This is a genomic window from Streptomyces sp. S3(2020), from assembly GCF_013044505.1.
Lineage (GTDB): Bacteria > Actinomycetota > Actinomycetes > Streptomycetales > Streptomycetaceae > Streptomyces.
The window spans coordinates 23,550-42,121 of the sequence record NZ_JABERD010000033.1; the positions used below are offsets into that span (position 1 = coordinate 23,550).

General features: G+C 71.0%; 14 protein-coding genes. 6 read left to right on the plus strand and 8 right to left on the minus strand.

Annotation, left to right across the window (positions count from 1 at the left end; all coding sequences use genetic code 11):
- Nucleotides 1-8 precede the first annotated feature (8 nt).
- The 3 genes from HLK59_RS13730 to HLK59_RS13740 form a co-directional block, all read right to left on the minus strand.
- A complete protein-coding gene (locus HLK59_RS13730) occupies nucleotides 9-704 on the minus strand; it encodes an ABC transporter permease (RefSeq protein WP_206327096.1) in 696 nt (231 codons plus the stop codon).
- 122 nt (nucleotides 705-826) lie between these two features.
- Entirely contained in the window at nucleotides 827-1,630 is an 804-nt protein-coding gene (locus tag HLK59_RS13735) for an IclR family transcriptional regulator (protein WP_171141672.1), read from the minus strand.
- Between the two features lie 97 nt (nucleotides 1,631-1,727).
- Nucleotides 1,728-2,648 carry an alpha/beta fold hydrolase gene (locus HLK59_RS13740; RefSeq protein WP_171141673.1) on the minus strand — a complete coding sequence of 307 codons (921 nt, stop codon included), beginning with the start codon at nucleotides 2,646-2,648 and terminating at the stop codon, nucleotides 1,728-1,730.
- 331 nt (nucleotides 2,649-2,979) lie between these two features.
- Between HLK59_RS13740 and HLK59_RS13745 the strand changes: the two genes are divergently transcribed.
- Complete coding sequence (locus tag HLK59_RS13745; protein ID WP_171141674.1) at nucleotides 2,980-6,699, plus strand: hypothetical protein; 3,720 nt, start codon at nucleotides 2,980-2,982, stop codon at nucleotides 6,697-6,699.
- Between the two features lie 119 nt (nucleotides 6,700-6,818).
- Nucleotides 6,819-8,267: a polysaccharide deacetylase family protein gene (locus HLK59_RS13750; protein WP_171141675.1), complete on the plus strand. Its 1,449-nt coding sequence runs from the start codon at nucleotides 6,819-6,821 to the stop codon at nucleotides 8,265-8,267.
- A 277-nt stretch (nucleotides 8,268-8,544) separates the two neighbouring features.
- Here the strand turns inward: HLK59_RS13750 and HLK59_RS13755 are convergent, their stop codons facing one another.
- Entirely contained in the window at nucleotides 8,545-9,129 is a 585-nt protein-coding gene (locus HLK59_RS13755; RefSeq protein WP_171141676.1) for a PadR family transcriptional regulator, read from the minus strand.
- Nucleotides 9,130-9,213: 84 nt separating this feature from the next.
- Here HLK59_RS13755 and HLK59_RS13760 point away from each other — a divergent pair, with 84 nt between their 5' ends.
- The gene (locus HLK59_RS13760) at nucleotides 9,214-9,891 is read left to right on the plus strand and encodes an ABC transporter ATP-binding protein (protein ID WP_346779726.1); all 678 of its coding nucleotides are present in this window, start codon (nucleotides 9,214-9,216) and stop codon (nucleotides 9,889-9,891) included.
- A 5-nt stretch (nucleotides 9,892-9,896) separates the two neighbouring features.
- Entirely contained in the window at nucleotides 9,897-12,710 is a 2,814-nt protein-coding gene (locus HLK59_RS13765; RefSeq protein WP_171141705.1) for an ABC transporter permease, read from the plus strand.
- 206 nt (nucleotides 12,711-12,916) lie between these two features.
- On the opposite strand, the gene HLK59_RS13770 is transcribed toward HLK59_RS13765, so the two are convergent.
- Nucleotides 12,917-13,402, minus strand: a complete 486-nt coding sequence (locus tag HLK59_RS13770; protein ID WP_171141678.1) for a hypothetical protein — start codon at nucleotides 13,400-13,402, stop codon at nucleotides 12,917-12,919.
- On the opposite strand from HLK59_RS13770, the gene HLK59_RS13775 reads away from it, so the two are divergent.
- Complete coding sequence (locus HLK59_RS13775; protein ID WP_171141679.1) at nucleotides 13,401-13,595, plus strand: hypothetical protein; 195 nt, start codon at nucleotides 13,401-13,403, stop codon at nucleotides 13,593-13,595. The genes HLK59_RS13770 and HLK59_RS13775 overlap by 2 nt on opposite strands.
- A gap of 139 nt (nucleotides 13,596-13,734) precedes the next feature.
- Here HLK59_RS13775 and HLK59_RS13780 read toward each other — a convergent pair whose 3' ends face one another.
- Entirely contained in the window at nucleotides 13,735-14,760 is a 1,026-nt protein-coding gene (locus HLK59_RS13780; protein WP_171141680.1) for a magnesium and cobalt transport protein CorA, read from the minus strand.
- Between the two features lie 60 nt (nucleotides 14,761-14,820).
- On the opposite strand from HLK59_RS13780, the gene HLK59_RS13785 reads away from it, so the two are divergent.
- The gene (locus tag HLK59_RS13785; protein ID WP_171141681.1) at nucleotides 14,821-15,243 is read left to right on the plus strand and encodes a metalloregulator ArsR/SmtB family transcription factor; all 423 of its coding nucleotides are present in this window, start codon (nucleotides 14,821-14,823) and stop codon (nucleotides 15,241-15,243) included.
- A gap of 17 nt (nucleotides 15,244-15,260) precedes the next feature.
- Here HLK59_RS13785 and HLK59_RS13790 read toward each other — a convergent pair whose 3' ends face one another.
- A complete protein-coding gene (locus HLK59_RS13790) occupies nucleotides 15,261-16,580 on the minus strand; it encodes a nitrate/sulfonate/bicarbonate ABC transporter ATP-binding protein (protein WP_171141682.1) in 1,320 nt (439 codons plus the stop codon).
- A gap of 17 nt (nucleotides 16,581-16,597) precedes the next feature.
- Nucleotides 16,598-18,358: an ABC transporter permease subunit gene (locus HLK59_RS13795; RefSeq protein ID WP_171141683.1), complete on the minus strand. Its 1,761-nt coding sequence runs from the start codon at nucleotides 18,356-18,358 to the stop codon at nucleotides 16,598-16,600.
- Nucleotides 18,359-18,572 lie beyond the last annotated feature (214 nt).

Below are 18,572 nucleotides of genomic sequence, written 5' to 3' on the forward strand. Positions count from 1 at the left end.
TGGGTTTGTCAGACATTGAGTCCTCGCAGGGCGGTGATCTTGGCTATCACGATGAACAGCAGGTCGAGGACGAGAGCGACGAGCACCACTCCGACCACCCCCGAGAGGGCTTCCTCCAGCGCGTTCGCTCCTCCGATGCGCTCCAGGCCACGGAAGATCAGCTGCCCCAGACCGGGACCGCGGACGACGGCTCCGATGGCCGCCGTCGCGACCAGCATGATCGTCGCCGTGCGGATCCCGTTGAGGATCACCGGCCAGGCCAGCGGCAGAACGACGGTGCGCATCCGTTGCCCCGCTCCCATGCCGAGACCGCGTGCCGCCTCCACGACGGCAGGGTCGACCTCTTCGATGCCGGTGACCGTGTTCCGCAGGATCGGGAAGACCCCGTAGACGGTGAGGGCGGCGACCGTCGGAGCCACGCCGAGGCCCAGGAACGGGATCATGAGGGCGAACAGCGCGAACGACGGAATGGTCAGCAGGGACCCCGTGAGCGACAGCAGGGCGTGCCGCAGGCCGGGCGTGGACTGGGTGAGCAGGGCGAGCCCGATGCCGATGACGGAGGAGAACGCGACGCTGACCAGGACGAGTTCGATGTGCTGCTCGGCCAGGAACAGCAGGTGGTCGGCGTTGTCGGCCATGTAGGAGACGAGGTTCATGGAGTGGCCGGCCTTGCGTCGGCACAGCTCACGACCACGTGGACGCACGTGTGCCGGATGCCGGCGGGTCCGGGCAGGGCAGGGCGATGAGCGAGATGTCGCATGGTTTTCTCCGATACCGCGATTCCGCGGGGCGCGAACGGATGGTTGTCGGTGGCCTCAGGTGGCCGTCAGAGATCGCCCGGATCGGCACCGGGGCGCACGTCGGAGCAGAGGGACGCCTGGAGGGCCCGCACGGAGGCGAGCAGGTGCCCGCCGAATGCCTGGATGTGGGGTTCGATCCTGAACGCGGGACCCGAGATGTTCACCGCGGCCTTGATCTGACCGGTGAAGTCCCGGACCGGGGCCCCGATGCCCATCAGCTCCGGGTCGAAGATCCGGTTCGCCACCGTGTATCCGCGTCGGCGGGCCTCGCGTACCTGGTCGAGGAACTCGCGTGCCTCACGGTCCGAGACCCTGTCCCCACCGCGCCGGACCATGTCGAGGATGTGCTCGTCCTCGTAGTCCATCACCAGGGCCATGCCACTCGAACTCCGGTGCACCGGGATCGTCCGGCCCACCCAGTTCACGGCCTCGATCGACCGTCGGGATCCTTCCGACAGAACGGTGAGCACCTCGCCGTCGCTGAGAACGCTGAGGTAGGTGCGTTCTCTGACGGTCTCGGTGAGCCTGAGCAGAAGCGGGGCCGCGACCTTGGTCAGACGCTGGTCCCCCGCCCGGACCGCCAGTGCGAAGAGCCGCCAGCTCAGCTCGTACCGCCCCGAATCACGCCGGGCGACCATGCCTGTCTCCAGCAGGCTCTTGAGCTGCCGGGAGACGACCGACTTCTCCCGCCCCAGCAACCTGGAGACATCGGCCACGCTCAGCCCGTCCGGGAACACGGCGGGATCCGCCGACGCGAGCGCGTCCAGGATCGCCATCACTCGCGAAGCGCCGCTTCGCGCTGCGGGAGTCTGCTTCTGCTCAAGAGCCATACCGAGTCCTTGGTAGCGGTATGAATAGCTAGATGGGGGGCGGGGGCGCACGCAACACGGCGTTGCGTTTTCTGCACCTACGGCCCTCAGTTCGCCGTCAGGCCGAGACGGCCCGGGCGGGAGCGGCGGAGATGTCGAACGCCTCGTCGAAGAACTCCTGCAAGCGGTCGCACAGCAACAGGAACTCCGGGTGGTCGCCGTACATGAAGTCGTTGTGCCGCCCGTGGATCGTGTAGAGCGTCTTGGGCGATACCGCGGACGCGTACAGGGACCGGGCCTCGTCGAAGGGGTGCAGCGAGTTCTGCTCTCCGTGGGCGATGAACAGCGGGGTCGGCGCCAGGTTCGCCACCACGTTCTCCACCTTCAGGTCGAGGACGGACTCGGTGAACTGCAACCGCGTCGGGTGCCCGAAGCCGTAGACCTGCGACAGCTCCTTCTCCACGTAGTCGCCGGTCGCCGGGTCGAGCGGGTAGTGGGCGAAGGTGTCCGCCAGCCTGGACTCGCCCTTGACGACGCGGTTGACGCGGTCCTCCGCCACCTCGCCGACGATCTTGACGAACTCGTCGTAGGTGTGGATGGACTTGAGCCAGCGCTCCCCGTCGTAGAACCCGTTCAGTGCGGCGACACCCGCGACGTCACCGGCCTTCTCGGCGGCGAGGACGACGTTCGCGGCGCCCATGCCCCAGCCGATGAGGCCGACACGGCGCGGGTCGACGTCGTTCTGCGAGCGGATGAACGTGACGGCGTTGCGCACGTCCTGGGCCTGCTCCTCGATCAGGACCCGGCCCTTCTCACCCTCACTGTCGGCCATGCCGCGGTAGTCGAAGCCCAGGCAGACGAACCCCCGCTCGGTCATCCGCTCGGCGAACAGCTTCGGGTAGAACTCGTTGAACCCCTGATAACCGGAGTTGATCACCAACGCCGGCCGTCCGCCCCCGTCCGAGAGGTTGTCGGGGTAGTAGATCGTGGCCTTGAGGCGGCTGCCCTCGCTGTAGAACGCGGTTTCCTTCTCGATCACGATGATTCCTTGAGTTGGTTCGACCAGGCCGTCAGAGGGGAGTCCTGCACCTTTGGTCCAGTGGTGTTGCAGGTCCTGGGCGGCCACTCTCAAGGTGCGGTGTGATGAACGCAACCAGGCCGTGCATATTTTGCAACCGTGCTTCGGCGAGGCCTGTCACCGGCGCGCCACGGCTGCCGTCCGGGTGACCCGGATTCGGTTCATGGGGCAGTGCGGGCGTGCCAGGGAGGGCGGCCGAGCATTGCGCGGAGATCGGGTGAAAACGTACCTTGGGCGGCGACTCTCTTGAAGCGTTTCAAAGGCAGGCTCGTACATCAGGAAGGCACCACCCGTGGGACGACGCGAGAAGCCGGTCGACCCCGGTGCCGGACCCGTCCAGCGGCTCGCGTACGAGCTGCGCGAACTCCGGGAGAAGGCGGGGAAACCGCCGTACCGGGAGATGGCCGGGCGGGCGGGATACTCCATCACCGCGATGTCCCAGGCCGCCGCCGGCGACCAGCTGCCGTCCCTGGCCGTGGTGCGGGCGTACGCCGAGGCGCTGGACGCCGACCCGGACGAATGGGAGCGGCGCTGGCGGGAGACGGACGCCGAGCTGCGGGAGCCCGCGCCGGACGAGCGGCCGCCGTACCGGGGCCTTGCCCGCTTCGAGGCGGACGACAGCGACCTGTTCTTCGGCCGGGAGGCGCTCGTCTCGGAACTGGCGGAGCTGGTGCACGGGCATCGGTTCGCGGCGGTGTTCGGAGCGTCCGGCAGCGGCAAGTCGTCGCTGCTGCGGGCGGGACTGATTCCACGACTGCGGCAGGCGCGGGCCGACCGGAGGCCGGCTGTGATCCGCGTACTGACCCCGGGGGAGCGCCCGGCACACACCCACGAGAAGGCGCTCGTCCCTCGCGACGGCGACCTGGACACCTGGGTGATCGTCGACCAGTTCGAGGAACTGTTCACCCTCTGCACGGACCGCGAGGAACGCGACCGGTTCCTCGACCTGCTGCTCGCCGCCCGCGCGCAGGAGAGCCGGCTGAGGGTCGTGATCGCGGTCCGGGGCGACTTCTACGGCCACTGCGCCGACCACCGCGAGCTGGCCGAAGCCGTCTGCCGGGCCAGTCTGCTGGTCGGGCCGATGAACCGGGACGAGCTGCGCGAGGCGATCACCGGACCGGCCGCCGCGGTCGGCCTGAACGTGGAACGCGCGCTCACCGCCCGCGTCATCGACGAGGTCGTCGACCGGCCCGGCGCGCTGCCGACGCTCTCGCACGCCCTGCTGGAGACCTGGCGCCGCCGCCGTGCCCGACTGCTGACCCTGGCTGCGTACGAGGAGACGGGCGGCGTACGCGGCGCGATCGCCGCCACCGCCGAGACGACGTACGGCGATCTGCCGCCCGACCGGAGCCGTACCGCGCGCAACATCCTGCTACGGCTGATCTCCCCGGGCGACGGAACGGCCGACACCCGTCGCCCCGCCTCCCGGGCCGAACTCGGCGACGGTGCGCAAGAGGTGCTGGAGCACCTCGCCGCCGCCCGTCTGGTCACCCTGGACGGCGACACCGTGGAGCTCGCGCACGAGGCGCTGATCACCGGCTGGCCGCGGCTGAGCGGCTGGATCGAGGAGAGCCGGGACCGGTTGCGCGCCCACCGCGGCCTCGGCGAGGCGGCGCGAGGCTGGGAGGAACTGGAACGCGACCCCGGCGCGCTGTACCGGGGCGCGCGGCTGGACCGGGCCGAGGGACTCTTCGCCCGGCAGCAGGACGACCTCACCCCCGCCGAACAGGCCTTTCTCACCGCCTCCCTCGCGGCCCGGGAGACCGAGCGGCAGGCCGAGAACCGAACCCTGCGGCGGACGCGTTCCCTGGTCGTCGGCCTGTCCGCGGTCCTCGTCCTGGCACTGGTCGCCGGTCTGGTCGCCTGGGAGCGGAACCGGGTGAGCCAGGAGGAGGCCGCCAAGGCCGCCGCCCGCAGACTGGCGACGGTGGCAGACGGACTGCGCTCCACCGACCCCCGCACCGCCGCCCTGCTCGGGGTCGCGGCCTGGCGGATCGCCCCGCTCACCGAGTCCCGCTCGGCGCTGCTCGCCGCCGTGGCCCAGCCGGAACGCGACACGTTCACCGACACCCGCTCCGACCGGGACATCCGGCGCTTCCTGACCGACGGCGGCCGGACCCTCCTCAGCATCGACGGCGGCACGGTGACCCTGTGGAACGTGGCCGACCACAGGCGCACGGCCACTTACCGCCTGCCGAGCGGTACAGAAGTGCTCGACGCCGGTCCGGGCTCCCGCCACCTCGACGTCATCGGACCGGACGGCGCCCAGAGACTGTGGAACCTGCCCCGGGCCGCGTCCGCGGCCGAGTTGGGCGGTACGGCGCTGGAGGGCAGCGCGCCCGACGGGAGCGCCTACCTCACCGGCCCCGCGAACGGGCCGGGAACGGTCCGCCTTTACCGGACGTCCGACGGCAAGGCCCTCTTCACCACCGACATCCCCCGCACCCTTGCCACCGCCGCGGTCGGTCCGGGCGGCCGACTGCTCGCCCTCTGCCCCGCCGACGGCCCACTCCAGCTGTGGGACACGGCACGCGGCAAGCGCCTCGCGGGGGCCTGGGAGAAGGCGGACAGGACGGTGTGCGGCACCGGCTCCGGCGCGGACAACGGCACCCGTCTGCTGCGGTTCAGCGCGGACGGCAGCAGGCTCGCCGCCGTCTACGGCACGACGGCGCGGGTCTGGGAAGTCCGCGGCGGCCGCACGCTCGACGATTTCACCAGTGGGAGCGACGCAGGCTTCATCGAGGCCGGTCTCTCTCCCGACGGGGAGTTCCTCGCCACCTCCGACGGCCACGATTTCGCCGTGTGGCGCCTGGCCACCGGCGGCACCCGGGTCTTCCACCAGTCGCTGTCCGGGGCCGAGACCGCCGGACTGACCTGGGACCCGGGGGAGCGGCATGTGCTGCGCTACCTCGACGGCGCCACCGTCCACACCCTCGACCTGACGGACTCGCTCGGCGCACGCTGGCACAGCTCCACGACCGACGCCGGTCTGCTCGGCCCGGACGGCACCACGCTGGCCACCCTCACCCGCTCCGGCAGCGGCTACCGGTTCGAACTGCTCTCCACCCGCACCGGCACGGTCCTCGCCCGCGCGAGCCTGGGCACCCTGCCGGGCATGTCCGTCGGGGACGTCCCCCTGCTGGCCTTCAGCCCGGACGGCCGCGCGCTGGCCGTCGCCGACACCGTCTCCGCACACGGCTCGCTGCGACTGCGCCTCACCGTATGGGACGTACGGACCCACAAGGCCCGTACGGTCCTCCGGACCTCCGGCGCGGTCGACCGCCCCGCGACCGCGCTCGCCCTGGGGCCCGGCGGACGGACGCTGCTGGTCGCCCGCGCCGCCGCCGACGACGACCGTACGACCGAGGTGTGGGACGTCCGCGGCCACCGGCGGACCGGCACCCTGCGAGGACTCACCGGTGCGGCACTCGCCGTCCGCCCGGACGGAGACCTGGCCGTGGGCTCCGACGACCAGTACGGCGACCCCGGGTCCGGAAAGGTCACGGGGCGCGCGCTCGCCGACGGGCGCGAGGTGACCGCCCTGTCGTTCAGCCCCGACGGCACCCGGCTGGCCGTCGGCGACAGCTCCGGGCACGTCACCCTGTGGGACGGTGACCTGCGCAGCCGTACCGGCGTCCTCACCGGAACCGCCGACACCGTCTCCCAGGGCGACCCGGAAGCGGTGGCGGCCCTCGCCTTCTCCGCCGACGGCGGCACACTCGCCGTGGGCGGCACCGACGGAACCCTGCGGCTCTGGGACACCGCAGGAGGACAGCTCCTCGGAACCGACCTGCCCACACCCGGCGACGAGATCCGTACCCTCGCCTTCACGACGGACGGCGACACGCTCTACGCCGGCGGCCCCCACGTCCCGCTGTGGCATTTCTCCATCGCCCCGGACCACGCCGTCCGCACCATCTGCGCCCGGACGGGCGGCGGGCTGAGCGCGGCGCAGTGGCGGACCTACGTCCCCGACGCGCCGTACCAGGAGCTGTGCCGAGGCGACGGCTGAATTGTTCACAGGGGCTCGGAGGGTCGCTGAAAAACATCTCCGACCTGCACAGTCCATGACCAGAACGACCGCGGCGTCCCGTCGGCGGTGTCGCCCCTCCTCACTCAGGTTCTGGTCTCATGCGCACTCACACTGTCTTCCCGTCGCTCCTGCTGCTCGGCGCGCTCTCCCTCACGGCGGCCTGCTCGTCCGGACCCTCCGGCACCGCGGACACGACGCCCAGCGGGGCGAAGCCCACCTCCGCCTCCGCCACCTCCACCGCCTCTCCCGCCCACAGCGTCGATCCGTCGAAGATCAAAGGCCTGCGGATCGTCAGCGACAGCAGCGAGCAGAAGTCCTGCGCGTTCGCGACGAGCTATCCGGATGTGCCGGGCGCCGAGGCGATGACGGCCGTGATGAAGAAGTACGTGGAGCAGCGCCTGGCCACGTTCCGGTCGGACGGTTGCTCGGCCGCCGGCACGGAGGACTCCGAGTTCAACATCAGCCACCATTTCCTGGTCGCCTCGGGGGACGTCCTCGGCGTACGGCTCACCACGCACGACTCCAGCGCGGCCGGCTCCGGTCTGTCGAGCGCGACGTACTGGTACGACGGCAAGGCGGGCGCGTACCGCACGGTGCTGGAGCTCGTCGCCGACGGCTCCCGGGACGCGTTCCTGACCGCGGTGAAGGGCCGGCTCCAAGGGCGCGAGGGCGTGGACGCCGCCGCCCTCGACAGCGCCTTCGCCGACCCGGCGTCCGCTTCCGCCCTGCTGGACGACATGGAGTTCACCGCGGCCGGGGGACTGCGGGTGACCTTCGACCGCGGCGACGTGGGCGTCCCGGCCGCCGGGGCCTATACGGTGACCTTGTCCGCCAAGACGGTCACGCCGTGGCTGTCCGCGTTCGGCGAGCGCGCCCAGCGGCAGACCGTGACGCCGAGCGGCTCGCTCGACCTGGGCGCCACGCACACCCCTACACCGGCCGTGCCCACCCACACCGCCTCCGGCGATGACGACACCGACTGCAAGAAGGTCAAATGCATCGCGCTGACCTTCGACGACGGTCCCGCGGTACCGGAGACCGGGACCCTGCTGACCTACCTCGCGCAGTACAAGGCACGCGCCACCTTCTTCACCGTCGGCCAGAACGTCGCCGCCCACCCCGACCTGGTGCGCGCCGAGGCCCGCGCCGGACACGAGGTCGGCAACCACTCCTGGAACCACCCCGACCTCACCAAGCTCACCGCCGAGCAGGTCGCCTACCAGCTGAACCGCACCAGCGCCGCCATCAAGGCCGCCACCGGCAAGGAACCCACGCTCTTCCGCCCGCCCTACGGCGCTGTCAACTCCACGGTCCGGTCCGCGACCACCCTCTCGCCCGTCCTGTGGGACGTGGACACCGAGGACTGGAAGTACCGCGACGCCACGAAGGTCGCCCGGACCGTCATCGACACGACGCAGCGCAACGACGTCGTCCTCATGCACGACATCCACCCCACCTCCGTCGCCGCGGTCCCCGAGATCCTCCGCACCCTCACGGCCCGCGGCTACCACTTCGTCACGGTCAGCCACCTGCGGGCGACCCTCTGAACGCGGGTGCGTCGGTATCGCCCTCGTCGACGGCGCAGGCGAGGCGGTCACGCCGGACCCCGGGCGGGCCACGGGTCGGGAGGGGCCGACGGTGACGCTGAAGCCCGGAGCCGGCCTTCACCAACCCGCAGGCCTCCGGCGTGACCACCGTGACCCGGTGGCAGTCCTCGTCACCTCACCCGACGAGACCGAGTCGTCCAAGGCGGCGCGGAAAGGCGGCAAGGTCTCCAATACGGGCAGGGCGTCGGCCCCGCAGACGAGCCCCTTCAGGGCCTCTTCAAGCCGGGCGGCGGCCGAGTTCCCCTGAGTCGCCGTCGGCCGCGGCCGCGACCCCGCCCCGCCCGGCCGTCGGCGCGAGCCGCACGGCCGCGCCCTCCACCAGTCCCAGGTCGGCCTTGGTGTGGCCGATGGCCGCGTCGAGGAGGAGGGACACCAGCGGGTCGCCGGTGTGGGTGCGGCGCAGCCGGGTCAGGCCGGCGAGTTCGGAGAGGTAGGTCTGGCGCTGCGCCGCGACGAACTCCTCCAGCGCTTCGGCGCCGAGCGCGCTGGCGCCGAACAGCTTCAGGAAGAGCTCGTCGCGGAACCCGCCCGTGCGCACCCAGGCGCTGGTGGCCCAGTCCCGTACCTCCTGCCGCCCGGCCGGGGTGAGCTGGTAGAGGGTCTTGTCGGGCCGGTCCGGCTGGGCCACCTGGGACCGGGTGACGAAGCCGTCGCGGACCAGCCGGTCGAGGATCTGGTACAGGTGGCCGATGTTGAGGCCGCCCCACTGCGGGCCGATGGTCTCCTCGAAGCGGCCCTTGAGCTCGTACCCATGACTGTCCCCCTCGGTCAGCAGGGCGAGCACGGCGTGGTGCAGCGGCAATTTACACACCTCCTGGATTGTGACAATGTACCGCTGCATTGTCACAATGTAGGAGGACTGGCAGTGGGCGTGAGGTTGAGGGGCGTGACCCGCCGGTATCCGGGGCTGGTCGCCCTGGACGGCGTCGATCTGGAGATCGGCGACGGCGAGGCGGTCGCGGTCACCGGCCCGTCGGGTTCGGGGAAGTCCACCGTGCTGCACCTGGTCGGCGGGATGGACCGGCCGGACGAGGGTGCGATCGAGATCGACGGCAAGGAACTGACGGCTCGTCAACTCGACGCGCACCGCCGCCGGATCGGGTTCGTCTTCCAGCGTTTCCACCTGCTGCCCGCGCTCACCGTGCTGGACAACGTCCTCGCGCCCGTGCTGCCCCGCAGGGTGGACTTCGACCGGCGGGCCCGTGCCATGGAACTCCTCGGGGCCGTCGGCCTCGCCGCCCGCGCCGACGCCCTGCCGTCCGAACTCTCCGGCGGCCAGCAGCAACGGGTCGCGACAGCAAGGGCGTTGATCAACCGCCCGGGCCTGCTCCTCGCGGACGAGCCGACCGGCAACCTCGACAGCGCGACCGGCCGGGAGATCATCGATCTCCTGCTCTCCCTGCGCGAGCGCTACGGCATGACCCTGCTGCTCACCACCCATGACCCCGAGGTCGCCGTGAGCTGCGACCGGATCGTCCGGCTGCACGACGGCCGGATCGTCGCCGACGAGCAACTCGCCCCTGACGACGACGTGTTCGACCGGCTCGGAGGCCTGCGCCCGTGATCACCATGATCCTGTCCCAGTTACGGCGCCGCCGCTCCCGCGCCCTGGCACTCGCCTCGGGCATCCTGGTCGCCGCCACCAGCTTCACCCTGCTCACCGCGACGGTCACCACCAGCCAGGCCCGCACCACCGGCCTCGTCGAGGACAGCTCACGCTCCGCCTACGACATCCTGGTCCGACCGCCGGGCGCCGGCAACGACGTCGAGGAGGAACAGGGCCTGGTCGAGGCCAACTTCCTGTCCGGCATCTTCGGCGGCATCACCCTCGGCCAGTACGAACGCATCAAGTCCCTCGCCGGGATCGAGACCGCCGCGCCGGTCGCCAACATCGGCTACCTCATGGTGCAGAGCACGGTCCCGGTCGACGTCTCCGCCTTCCGCGACAGCGACGCGCCCGCCCAACTCCTGCGCCTCACACCGACGCTGAAGGCCGGACTGGGCAGTTACCCGATGGCCGACCAGTACGTCTACCTGACCCGCAACCCGATCGTCACGTACGAGAAGTGGAACGAGGCCGACAACACCTGGCCCGACCTCCAGCACGAGATCGCCGACGACAAGAAGTACGCGGTGTGCTGGTTCTACAACGAGGACAAGAAGGGGGACACGTTCGACATCCTGGGTGAGCGGCTGCCCCAGCCGCTGTTCGTGTGGAACCCCGTCCCCAAGACGGCCTTCACCCCCGACGCCCGCTCCCGGATGACCTGTGTACCGGGCGACGGCAAGGCCACGGCGCGGATCCCGGTCGCCTACCCGGTGCTCCTGTCGGCGATTGACCCGGCCGCCGAGGACCAACTGGTAGGTCTGGGCGGCGCGGTCACCTCGGGCCGGATGCTCACCGACAAGGACAAGCCCTTCTGGGGGCCCGACGCCTTCGACCTGAACCCGGTCGAGTCCGAACGGCAGCACGACTACCAGGTCCCCGTCATCCTCAGCAGCCGAACCCTCACCGCCGGCGCCCTGAAGGCCACCGTCCAGCGGCTCGACGTCGACGACCCCGCCGCCCTGCCCGCCGAACTGGCCAGCCCACGGGCCCACGACTACGTCAACGCCCTGCACGGCAGCGCCGCAGGCGAGGTCACCGCCGACCTCGACGCCGGCTTCCGCACCATCACCAGCGGCGACGACTTCGAGGTACCCCTGTACTGGACCGCCGGCCCCGTCGACTACCAGCGCACCGAGGACGGTCTCACCGCGCGGACCCGCGCCGCCCAGCCGCGCGACACGTGGCGCACCAACATCGAGGACGACCTGGTGCCGAACGTCCCGGAGGAGAACACCGGCACCCAGTTCCGCGAGGTCACCGCCCACGCGTCCACCGACTGCATGGCCTTCAAGACGTGCATAGGCAAGGACTCCGGGCGCGGTCCCATACCGGTCCTGAACATCGTCGGCCGCTACGACACCGACAGACTGCGCGGCTTCTCCGCCCTCTCCCAGGTCCCCCTGGAGACCTACCGGTCCCCGCAGGTCACCGGCGCCGACGCGGCCTCCCGGGCCGCCCTCGGCAACCAGCCGCTACGCCCCGACCGCAACCTCGGCGGCTACCTCAGCCCGCCGCCCACCCTGCTCACCACCCTCGACTCGCTCTCCGTCATCACCCACAGCCGCAGAAAGCCCACCGCGCAGGAGAAGGCCCCCGTCAGCGCCATCCGCATCCGGGTGGCCGGAGTGACCGGCGTGGACCCCGCCTCCCGCGCCCGCGTCAACTCCGTCGCCGGACAGATCCGCACCGCCTACCCCGAGCTCCAGGTGGACGTCACCGTCGGCAGCTCGCCCGCCCCGCAGACCGTCGCGCTGCGGGGAGGCGTCAAGGTCACCGAGTACTGGGTCGCCAAGGGCGTCGCCCTGAGGATCCTGCGTGCCGTGGACACCAAGAGCGCGGTGCTGTTCGGACTGGTCCTGGTGGTCTGCGGACTCTTCCTCGCCCAGGCCGCACTGGCCTCCGTACGCTCGCGCCGCACCGAGATCGGCACGCTGCGCTGCGTCGGCTGGAGCGCACCGGAGATCCTCCGGCTGATCCTCGGCGAACTCGCGGTGATCGGGCTCGCCGCGGGCACGCTCGGCGCCCTCCTCGCCTACGGCCTGGGCGCCCTGCTCTCCCTGCCCACCTCGGTGGCGAAGGCGGCCCTCGTGCTGCCCGTCGCCCTGCTCCTCGCGCTGACCGCGGGGGTGCTGCCCGCCTGGCGGGCGACCAGGGTGCAGCCTCTGGACGCCGTCACACCCCCGGTCACCGGCGTCCGACGGGCAGTCGCCGTCCGGTCGGTGACCGGCCTCGCACTGCGCAACCTCCTGCGCGCCCCCGGCCGGACCGTGCTCGGCGCGGCCGGTCTGGCGCTCGGCGTGGCCGCGTTCACCGTGCTGCTCTCCCTCACCCTCGCCTTCCGCGGCGAGGTCGCCGGCTCACTGCTGGGCAACGCCGTCGTCGCCCAGGCCCGTACCGCCGACTACCTCAGCGTCGCCCTGTCGCTGGTGCTCGGCGCGGCCGGGGCCGTGGACGTGCTGGTCCTCTCCCAGCGGGAGCGGGCCGCCGACCTCGCCATCCTGAGCGCCACCGGCTGGTCGAGGCGTGAACTCGGCCGCCTCGCCCTGTACGAGGGCGCCGGCCTCGCCCTCCTCGGCGGCCTCACCGGAGCCGTCGCGGGACTGGCCACAGTCCTGATGATCGGTCAGGGACTGTGGGAGGGACGGCTGTTGACGATGGGCGGTGCCGCCCTCCTGGCGGCCCTGGCCGGCGTCGGCCTGGTCTGCGGTGTGCTCTCCATCCCGATCCGGACCATGTCCCGCATCGCCCCGGCCCAGCTGCTGGCGAGGGAGTGAGAGGCGATCAGCAGGGGCGTGCGTCACATCCCCGGGCAGTGTGACGACCATGGAGAACTCCCCTGCACTGCCTGCACGCCCGAACTGGCGCTGTTCCTCTGTCTGGCCGCGGGGCCACCGCCTACAAGGTGCTACCTTTCCGGCCTGATCACGATCGTGCTCCACGGCTCCCAGATCATGCCGATGCCGCCGCGCATCGACCTCCGTCAGGCGGTGTTGCGTGGACCTCGGCTCGTCAGGTGCTTGAGCACCTCGGGCGACGACAGCCCCCGCAGCCGTTCCAGCAGCGCGCTGACGGCCTTGAGGTCGGCGCGCAGGTCGCTGCTGTCCGCTCCGCCCCGGGTATCGAGGTCACGGAGCAGGTCGAGGCCGAGGTCGACCTCACCGTCTCCGACCTGCTCCTTGGTGTCCGTCACGAGTTGCCCGGCCCGGGCCAGCAGCTTGCCGGCCTTGGCCGCCAGGCGCTCGTCGTCCAACAGGAGGGGAGCGATGGGGAGTTCGATTCGCTCGATGAGGGTGATCCACTCGCGGCCGGCCTCGGTCTTCGCCAGTGCCTCGTCGCGGACGGTACGCAGGGCGTCCACTTCGCTGGTGCGGCCGAGGAGTTTCAGGCCGATCAGGTCGAAGGCGCAGACGCTCTGCTGGGCGAGGGCGATGAGGCCCGCCTTGGCGTCGCGTTTGATGAGGGCCATGGTGCGCGCCGTCCACGACGCCGTACGGCAGGAGGCCGACGACCTGCTGCGAGCGGTCCTGGACGACCCCCGCCACGAGATGTTCCACGACCGCTCCCGCACGATCCGGCACTGGGCCGAGGTCTGCTACGCCGCCTACTTCACGGCCCACCGCTACTCCCTGCACGAGGCCGTCAGCGCGCCCCTCAAGTAGCGGAAGCCAGCCGCCTCATGCGCGGATGAGCAGCCACCGCCGCACTCATGCCCGCCCGCGATCGGCCTTCGTCGGCAGCGAGATCCGGACAGTGCGCCAGACCGCCGTCAGGCGAACTCCGGGGCCGTTTCGCGCGGTGTCAGAGCCACTTCTTGCGGCGGAAGACCAGGTAGACGACGGTGACGAGGGTGGCGGTCGAGGCGAGCATCAGGGGGTAGCCGAACAGCCGGCGCAGTTCCGGCATGTGGTCGAAGTTCATGCCGTACACGCCCGCGACGGCGACCGGGACGGCGATGAGGGCGGCCGCCGCGCTGATGCGGCGCATGTCGTGGTTCTGCCGGATGCTGGTCTGGGCGAGGGCCATGGTCAGGGCGTTGTCGACGAGTTCGGTCAAAGCGGTGACGCGGTCGGCGGCCTGGGCGAGATGGTCGGCGACGTCGCGGAAGTAGGCGGCCAGCTCCTTGTCCACACCGGGGACGCGGCGCTCGGCGAGATCGCGCAGGGGCACGGCCAAGGGGACGACGGTGCGGCGGAGTTCCACGAGCTCGCGCTTGAGCTGGTACATCCGGCCGATGTCCTGGCCGCCCCCAGGGGAGAAGGCGTCGTTCTCGACGTTGTCCGCTTCCGCCTCCAGCGAGGTCACGACGTCCAGGTAGCGGTCGACGACCGCGTCGGCGATGGCGTGCAGGACGGCGACCGGGCCGTGGGCGAGCCGCTCCGGGTCGGCCTCCAGACGGCTGCGGACGGGGCCGAGGTGCTCGGAGGGATCATGGCGTACGACGACGATGAAGTCCCGGCCCGCGAACGCCATGATCTCGCCGGTGCCGACGATGTCGGTGGTCGGCGTCGACTGGTCGTGTTCCAGGTGGACGGCCGTGCGCAGGACGAGGAAGAGGCTGTCGTCGTAGCGTTCGAGCTTGGGCCGCTGGTGGGCTTCGAGGGCGTCCTCGACGGCGAGGGGATGCAGGCCGAACGCGCGGGCGACGACCTGGAGTTGATCGGCGGTCGGGGAGTGCAGGCCGATCCAGACGAAGCCGCCGGGGGTGCGACGGGCGGCGTCCATCGCCTCGTCCAGTGGCAGCTGTCCGGGACGCCGGCGCCCGTACTCGTACAGCGCGCAGTCGACGACGGGAACGGGCTGCGGTGAAGTGTCGTGAGCCGTCATGGGTGTCCTTCCCTGGTGACGGGCACGGACCGGCGGGCGGGCCGCCGGTACCATAGTTGCATGGGTGCGCAAGAACAGGCGTGGGACGAGGAGGCCGCGGAGCGGGCGGTGGCCGTACTGAAGGCGGTGGCCGACGCCTCGCGGTACCGGCTGCTGTGGGCGCTGAGCAGCGGTCGGGAACTGCCGGTGAGCGAACTGGCCGGGATGCTGGGCGCGCATGTGGCGGCGACCTCGCAGCACCTGGCGAAGCTGCGGGCCGCCGGGCTGGTCACCACCCGGCGGGAAGGAACGCGGATCTACTACCGGGCCGCGAACGTGCGCGGGCTCCTGGAAGAGGCCCAACTCGCCGCGGGACCTGGTGACGACGGCGCCGGTCCCGGCGAGGGTGCGGTGGCGGAGCACGCGATGGCAGCCGTACGGGAGAGTGCCGCCGCGACGCGTCCGGCCCCCGCGCGAGGACCGGCGCTGGGCCGGGCCCAGTAGGAGCGCCGTCCGCGCACCTACCCCTCGTCCCGGTCGAGCCGGTACTCCTGCGGCTCGGCGTCGTACGAGTACAGCTCCGCGTACCGCCCCCAGTCGGTCGCCGTCTCCAACTGCGCGGTGACCTGCTCGCTGGTGAAGTGGTGGGCGAGGAGGTCGCGGAAGAACCCGGCGCGCAGGGTGCCGCCGGGGTTCTGGCTCAGGCTGCGGGTGATCAGCTGGACCAGCGGGGCCCGCAGGACCGCCTCGGCGAAGATCCTCTTCGACTCCTGGACGTCGGCGCCCGCGAAGGCCTTTCCGGTGTCGGTGAGCATCAGGTCGTCGCCGCCGAGGGTGGTGAAGCCGAGCAGTTCGAGGGCGTCGACCTGGGGGAGCAGGTCGTCGATCTCCAGGCCGAGGTCGTCGGCGAGGTCGGCCAGGTCGCAGCGCCCGCCGCGGTGCAGGACCATCTCCGCGAGGCCGGACAGGCCGTCCACGCTGGCCTGCGGGAGCGGGGTGTTGGCCGGCGTCCGCTTGTCCAGTTCGACGGCCTCGGTGCGGCCCGGAGTGCGGCCTTCCTTCTGCCTGCCGGTCATGGTGCGGTAGACGCGGTCGATGAGGTCCTCGAAGTCCGGCGAGTCGCGGTCGCGCGGGCGGTCCATGCCGACCTCGAAGACCTCGCGGATCGTGCCGTAGGGGCGGGAGCCGAGCACCACGATCCGGTCGGCCATCAGCACGGCCTCCTCGATGTTGTGAGTGACGAGGACGATGGCCCGGGTCGGGAACTGCCCCGACTCCCACAGCTCCATCAGCTCGCCGCGCAGGTTCTCGGCGGTCAGCACGTCCAGCGCGGAGAACGGCTCGTCCATCATCAGGACGTCCGGCTCGACGACCAACGCCCGCGCGAAGCCGACACGTTGGCGCATCCCGCCGGACAGCTCCTTCGGGTACGCCGACTCGAAGCCGTCCAGGCCGATGAGGTCGATGGCCTGGCGGGCGGCCTCCGCGCGCCCGGTGGCGCCGACGCCCTTGGCCTCCAGGCCGAGTTCGACGTTCTGCTGCACGGTGAGCCAGGGCAGCAGGGCGAAGGTCTGGAACACCATGGCCGTACCGGGGTTGGCGCCGGTGAGCGGGGTGTTCTTGTAGGTGACGGTGCCGGAACTGGTGGGGACGAGCCCGGCCAGGCAGCGCAGGAGGGTGGACTTGCCGGAGCCGGACTTGCCGAGAAGGGCGACGACCTCACCGGCGCGGATCTGGAGGTCGATGCCGGACAGGACAGGGAGGTCACCGTCGGCACCGGCGTAGGACTTGGTCAACCCGGCGGTCTCCAGCAGGAGTTCGCCGTTGGCGAGAGTGGTCATGGCGGTTCCTATGAGGTTCAGAGGGAGTAACGGGTCTCGGCCAGCCGGTACAGGCGGCGCCAGAAGAGGCGGTTGAGGGACACGACGTACAGGCTCATCACCGCGACGCCCGCGATGAGTTCGGGGTAGTTCCCGGACTCGGTGGCCTTGGCGATGTAGGCGCCCAGGCCGGTCGCGGTGAGGGTGGTGCCGCCGAAGGTGACGACCTCGGAGACGATCGAGGCGTTCCAGGCGCCGCCGGAGGCGGTGATGCCGCCGGTGACGTACGCGGGGAAGATCCCCGGGATGATCAGCCGTTTCCAGCGCTGCCAGCCGCGTACGCCCAGGTCGTCCATGGCCTCGCGCAGATCGGTCGGGATGGCCATGGCGCCCGCGATGGCGTTGAAGAGGATGTACCACTGGGCGCCCAGCGCCATCAGGAAGATGCCGCCGATGTCGATGGTCAGCCCGGTCCTGAGGAAGAACCAGACCGCCAGCGGGAAGAGGAAGTTGGCGGGGAAGGACGCCAGCACCTGGACGACCGGCTGGGCGATCCGGGTCAGCTTCGGCGAGAACCCGATCCGCACGCCGATCGGCACCCATACCAGGGTCGCCACCGCGACCAGGACGATCACGCGGGCGAGGGTGGCGAGGCCCAGCAGCAGCGGTTCGCCGAAGACGCCGAGGCCGGTGCGGTCGTAGAGGTAGCGGCCGAGGTCGAGGAGACCCCAGAGGATCAGTCCGCCCGCCACGACGGTGAACACCAGGTCGCCGGTGCGCTGACGGTTGCGGTCGACGCTGAGCGGGCGGTCGTCGACGCCGAGGAGACGGCCCGCCCGGTTCAGCGCGCGTCCGGCGGGACGCAGGGCGCGGCCGATGAGCTGGGGCCAGTGGGAACGCCGTAGGAAATCCAGGACGTACGACCGCTGCACCTCGCTCGCTTCCGACTGCTCGTTCTTGAAGCGCTCGGCCCAGGCCGTCAGCGGGCGCCAGAACAGGAAGTTCACGCCGATCACCATGACCGCCATGGTGAGGATGGCCCAGCCGACCTTGCCGAGGTCGCCGTCGGCGATGGCGGCGCCGGCATACGAACCCACGCCGGGCAGGGCGTAGTCGGTGTTGCCGAGGGTGACGGCCTCGGAGGCGACGAGGAAGAACCAGCCGCCGCCGAAGCTCATCATGCCGTTCCAGACCAGGCCGATCATGCCGGAGGGCAGTTCCACCTTCCAGAACCGCATCCAGCGGGTGAACCCGAACGACCGTGACAGCTCGTCGAGTTCGCGGGGGAGTGAGGTGAGGGAGTGGTAGAAGCTGAACGTCATGTTCCACGCCTGCGAGGTGAAGATCGCGAAGATCGACGCGCACTCCAGGCCCAGCATCGAGCCGGGGAACAGGGCGACGAACCCGGTCACGGCCACCGTCAGGAAGGCGAGGACGGGGACGGACTGGAGGATGTCGAGGGCCGGGACGAGGATGCGTTCCAGGCGCCGGGACTTCGCGGCCGTATAGGCGTAGACGAAGGTGAAGACGGTGGACAGGGCGAGCGCGACGAACATGCGCAGCAGGGATCGGGCCGCGTCGTAGGGGAGTTGCCCGACGCCGGTGTCCACGTGCGCGGACTGGCTGGTGGAGAAGGAGACCGTGGTTCCCTTCCCCACCCTGAGGGCGAGGTACAGCAGCACCAGTACGGCGGCGGCGACCACCACGTCCACCCAGGAGAAGCGGGACATGCGGCCCGCGAACCGAGCGGCGAAGGGCGACCGCGTGGCCGGCGGGGGCGTGCTCGTCCGGAACGACATCACAGGAACCTCCAACCACACGCGATGGCACGACCCGACGGAGCAGAGCAGGGCAGGGCAGCAGCATGCGCGCGGCGAGAAAGCGAATGGTGAGAGCGGAGAAAGAGGGAGGGCCGCGGACCGGGACGCCGACGGGCGTCCGCGGTGGCAGCGGGTCCGTCACGGCCGTATGAGCCCTAGGGGCGTGGCCGTCATGGACGGACGTGAATCAGTG

Coding starts and splice junctions, on each gene's coding strand:
- HLK59_RS13765 (WP_171141705.1), top strand. CDS start 9,897: ATGATCCTGTCCCAGTTACGGCGCCGCCGCTCCCGCGCCCTGGCACTC.
- HLK59_RS13780 (WP_171141680.1), bottom strand. CDS start 14,760: ATGACGGCTCACGACACTTCACCGCAGCCCGTTCCCGTCGTCGACTGC.
- HLK59_RS13775 (WP_171141679.1), top strand. CDS start 13,401: ATGGTGCGCGCCGTCCACGACGCCGTACGGCAGGAGGCCGACGACCTG.
- HLK59_RS13790 (WP_171141682.1), bottom strand. CDS start 16,580: ATGACCACTCTCGCCAACGGCGAACTCCTGCTGGAGACCGCCGGGTTG.
- HLK59_RS13735 (WP_171141672.1), bottom strand. CDS start 1,630: ATGGCTCTTGAGCAGAAGCAGACTCCCGCAGCGCGAAGCGGCGCTTCG.
- HLK59_RS13785 (WP_171141681.1), top strand. CDS start 14,821: ATGGGTGCGCAAGAACAGGCGTGGGACGAGGAGGCCGCGGAGCGGGCG.
- HLK59_RS13770 (WP_171141678.1), bottom strand. CDS start 13,402: ATGGCCCTCATCAAACGCGACGCCAAGGCGGGCCTCATCGCCCTCGCC.
- HLK59_RS13795 (WP_171141683.1), bottom strand. CDS start 18,358: ATGTCGTTCCGGACGAGCACGCCCCCGCCGGCCACGCGGTCGCCCTTC.
- HLK59_RS13750 (WP_171141675.1), top strand. CDS start 6,819: ATGCGCACTCACACTGTCTTCCCGTCGCTCCTGCTGCTCGGCGCGCTC.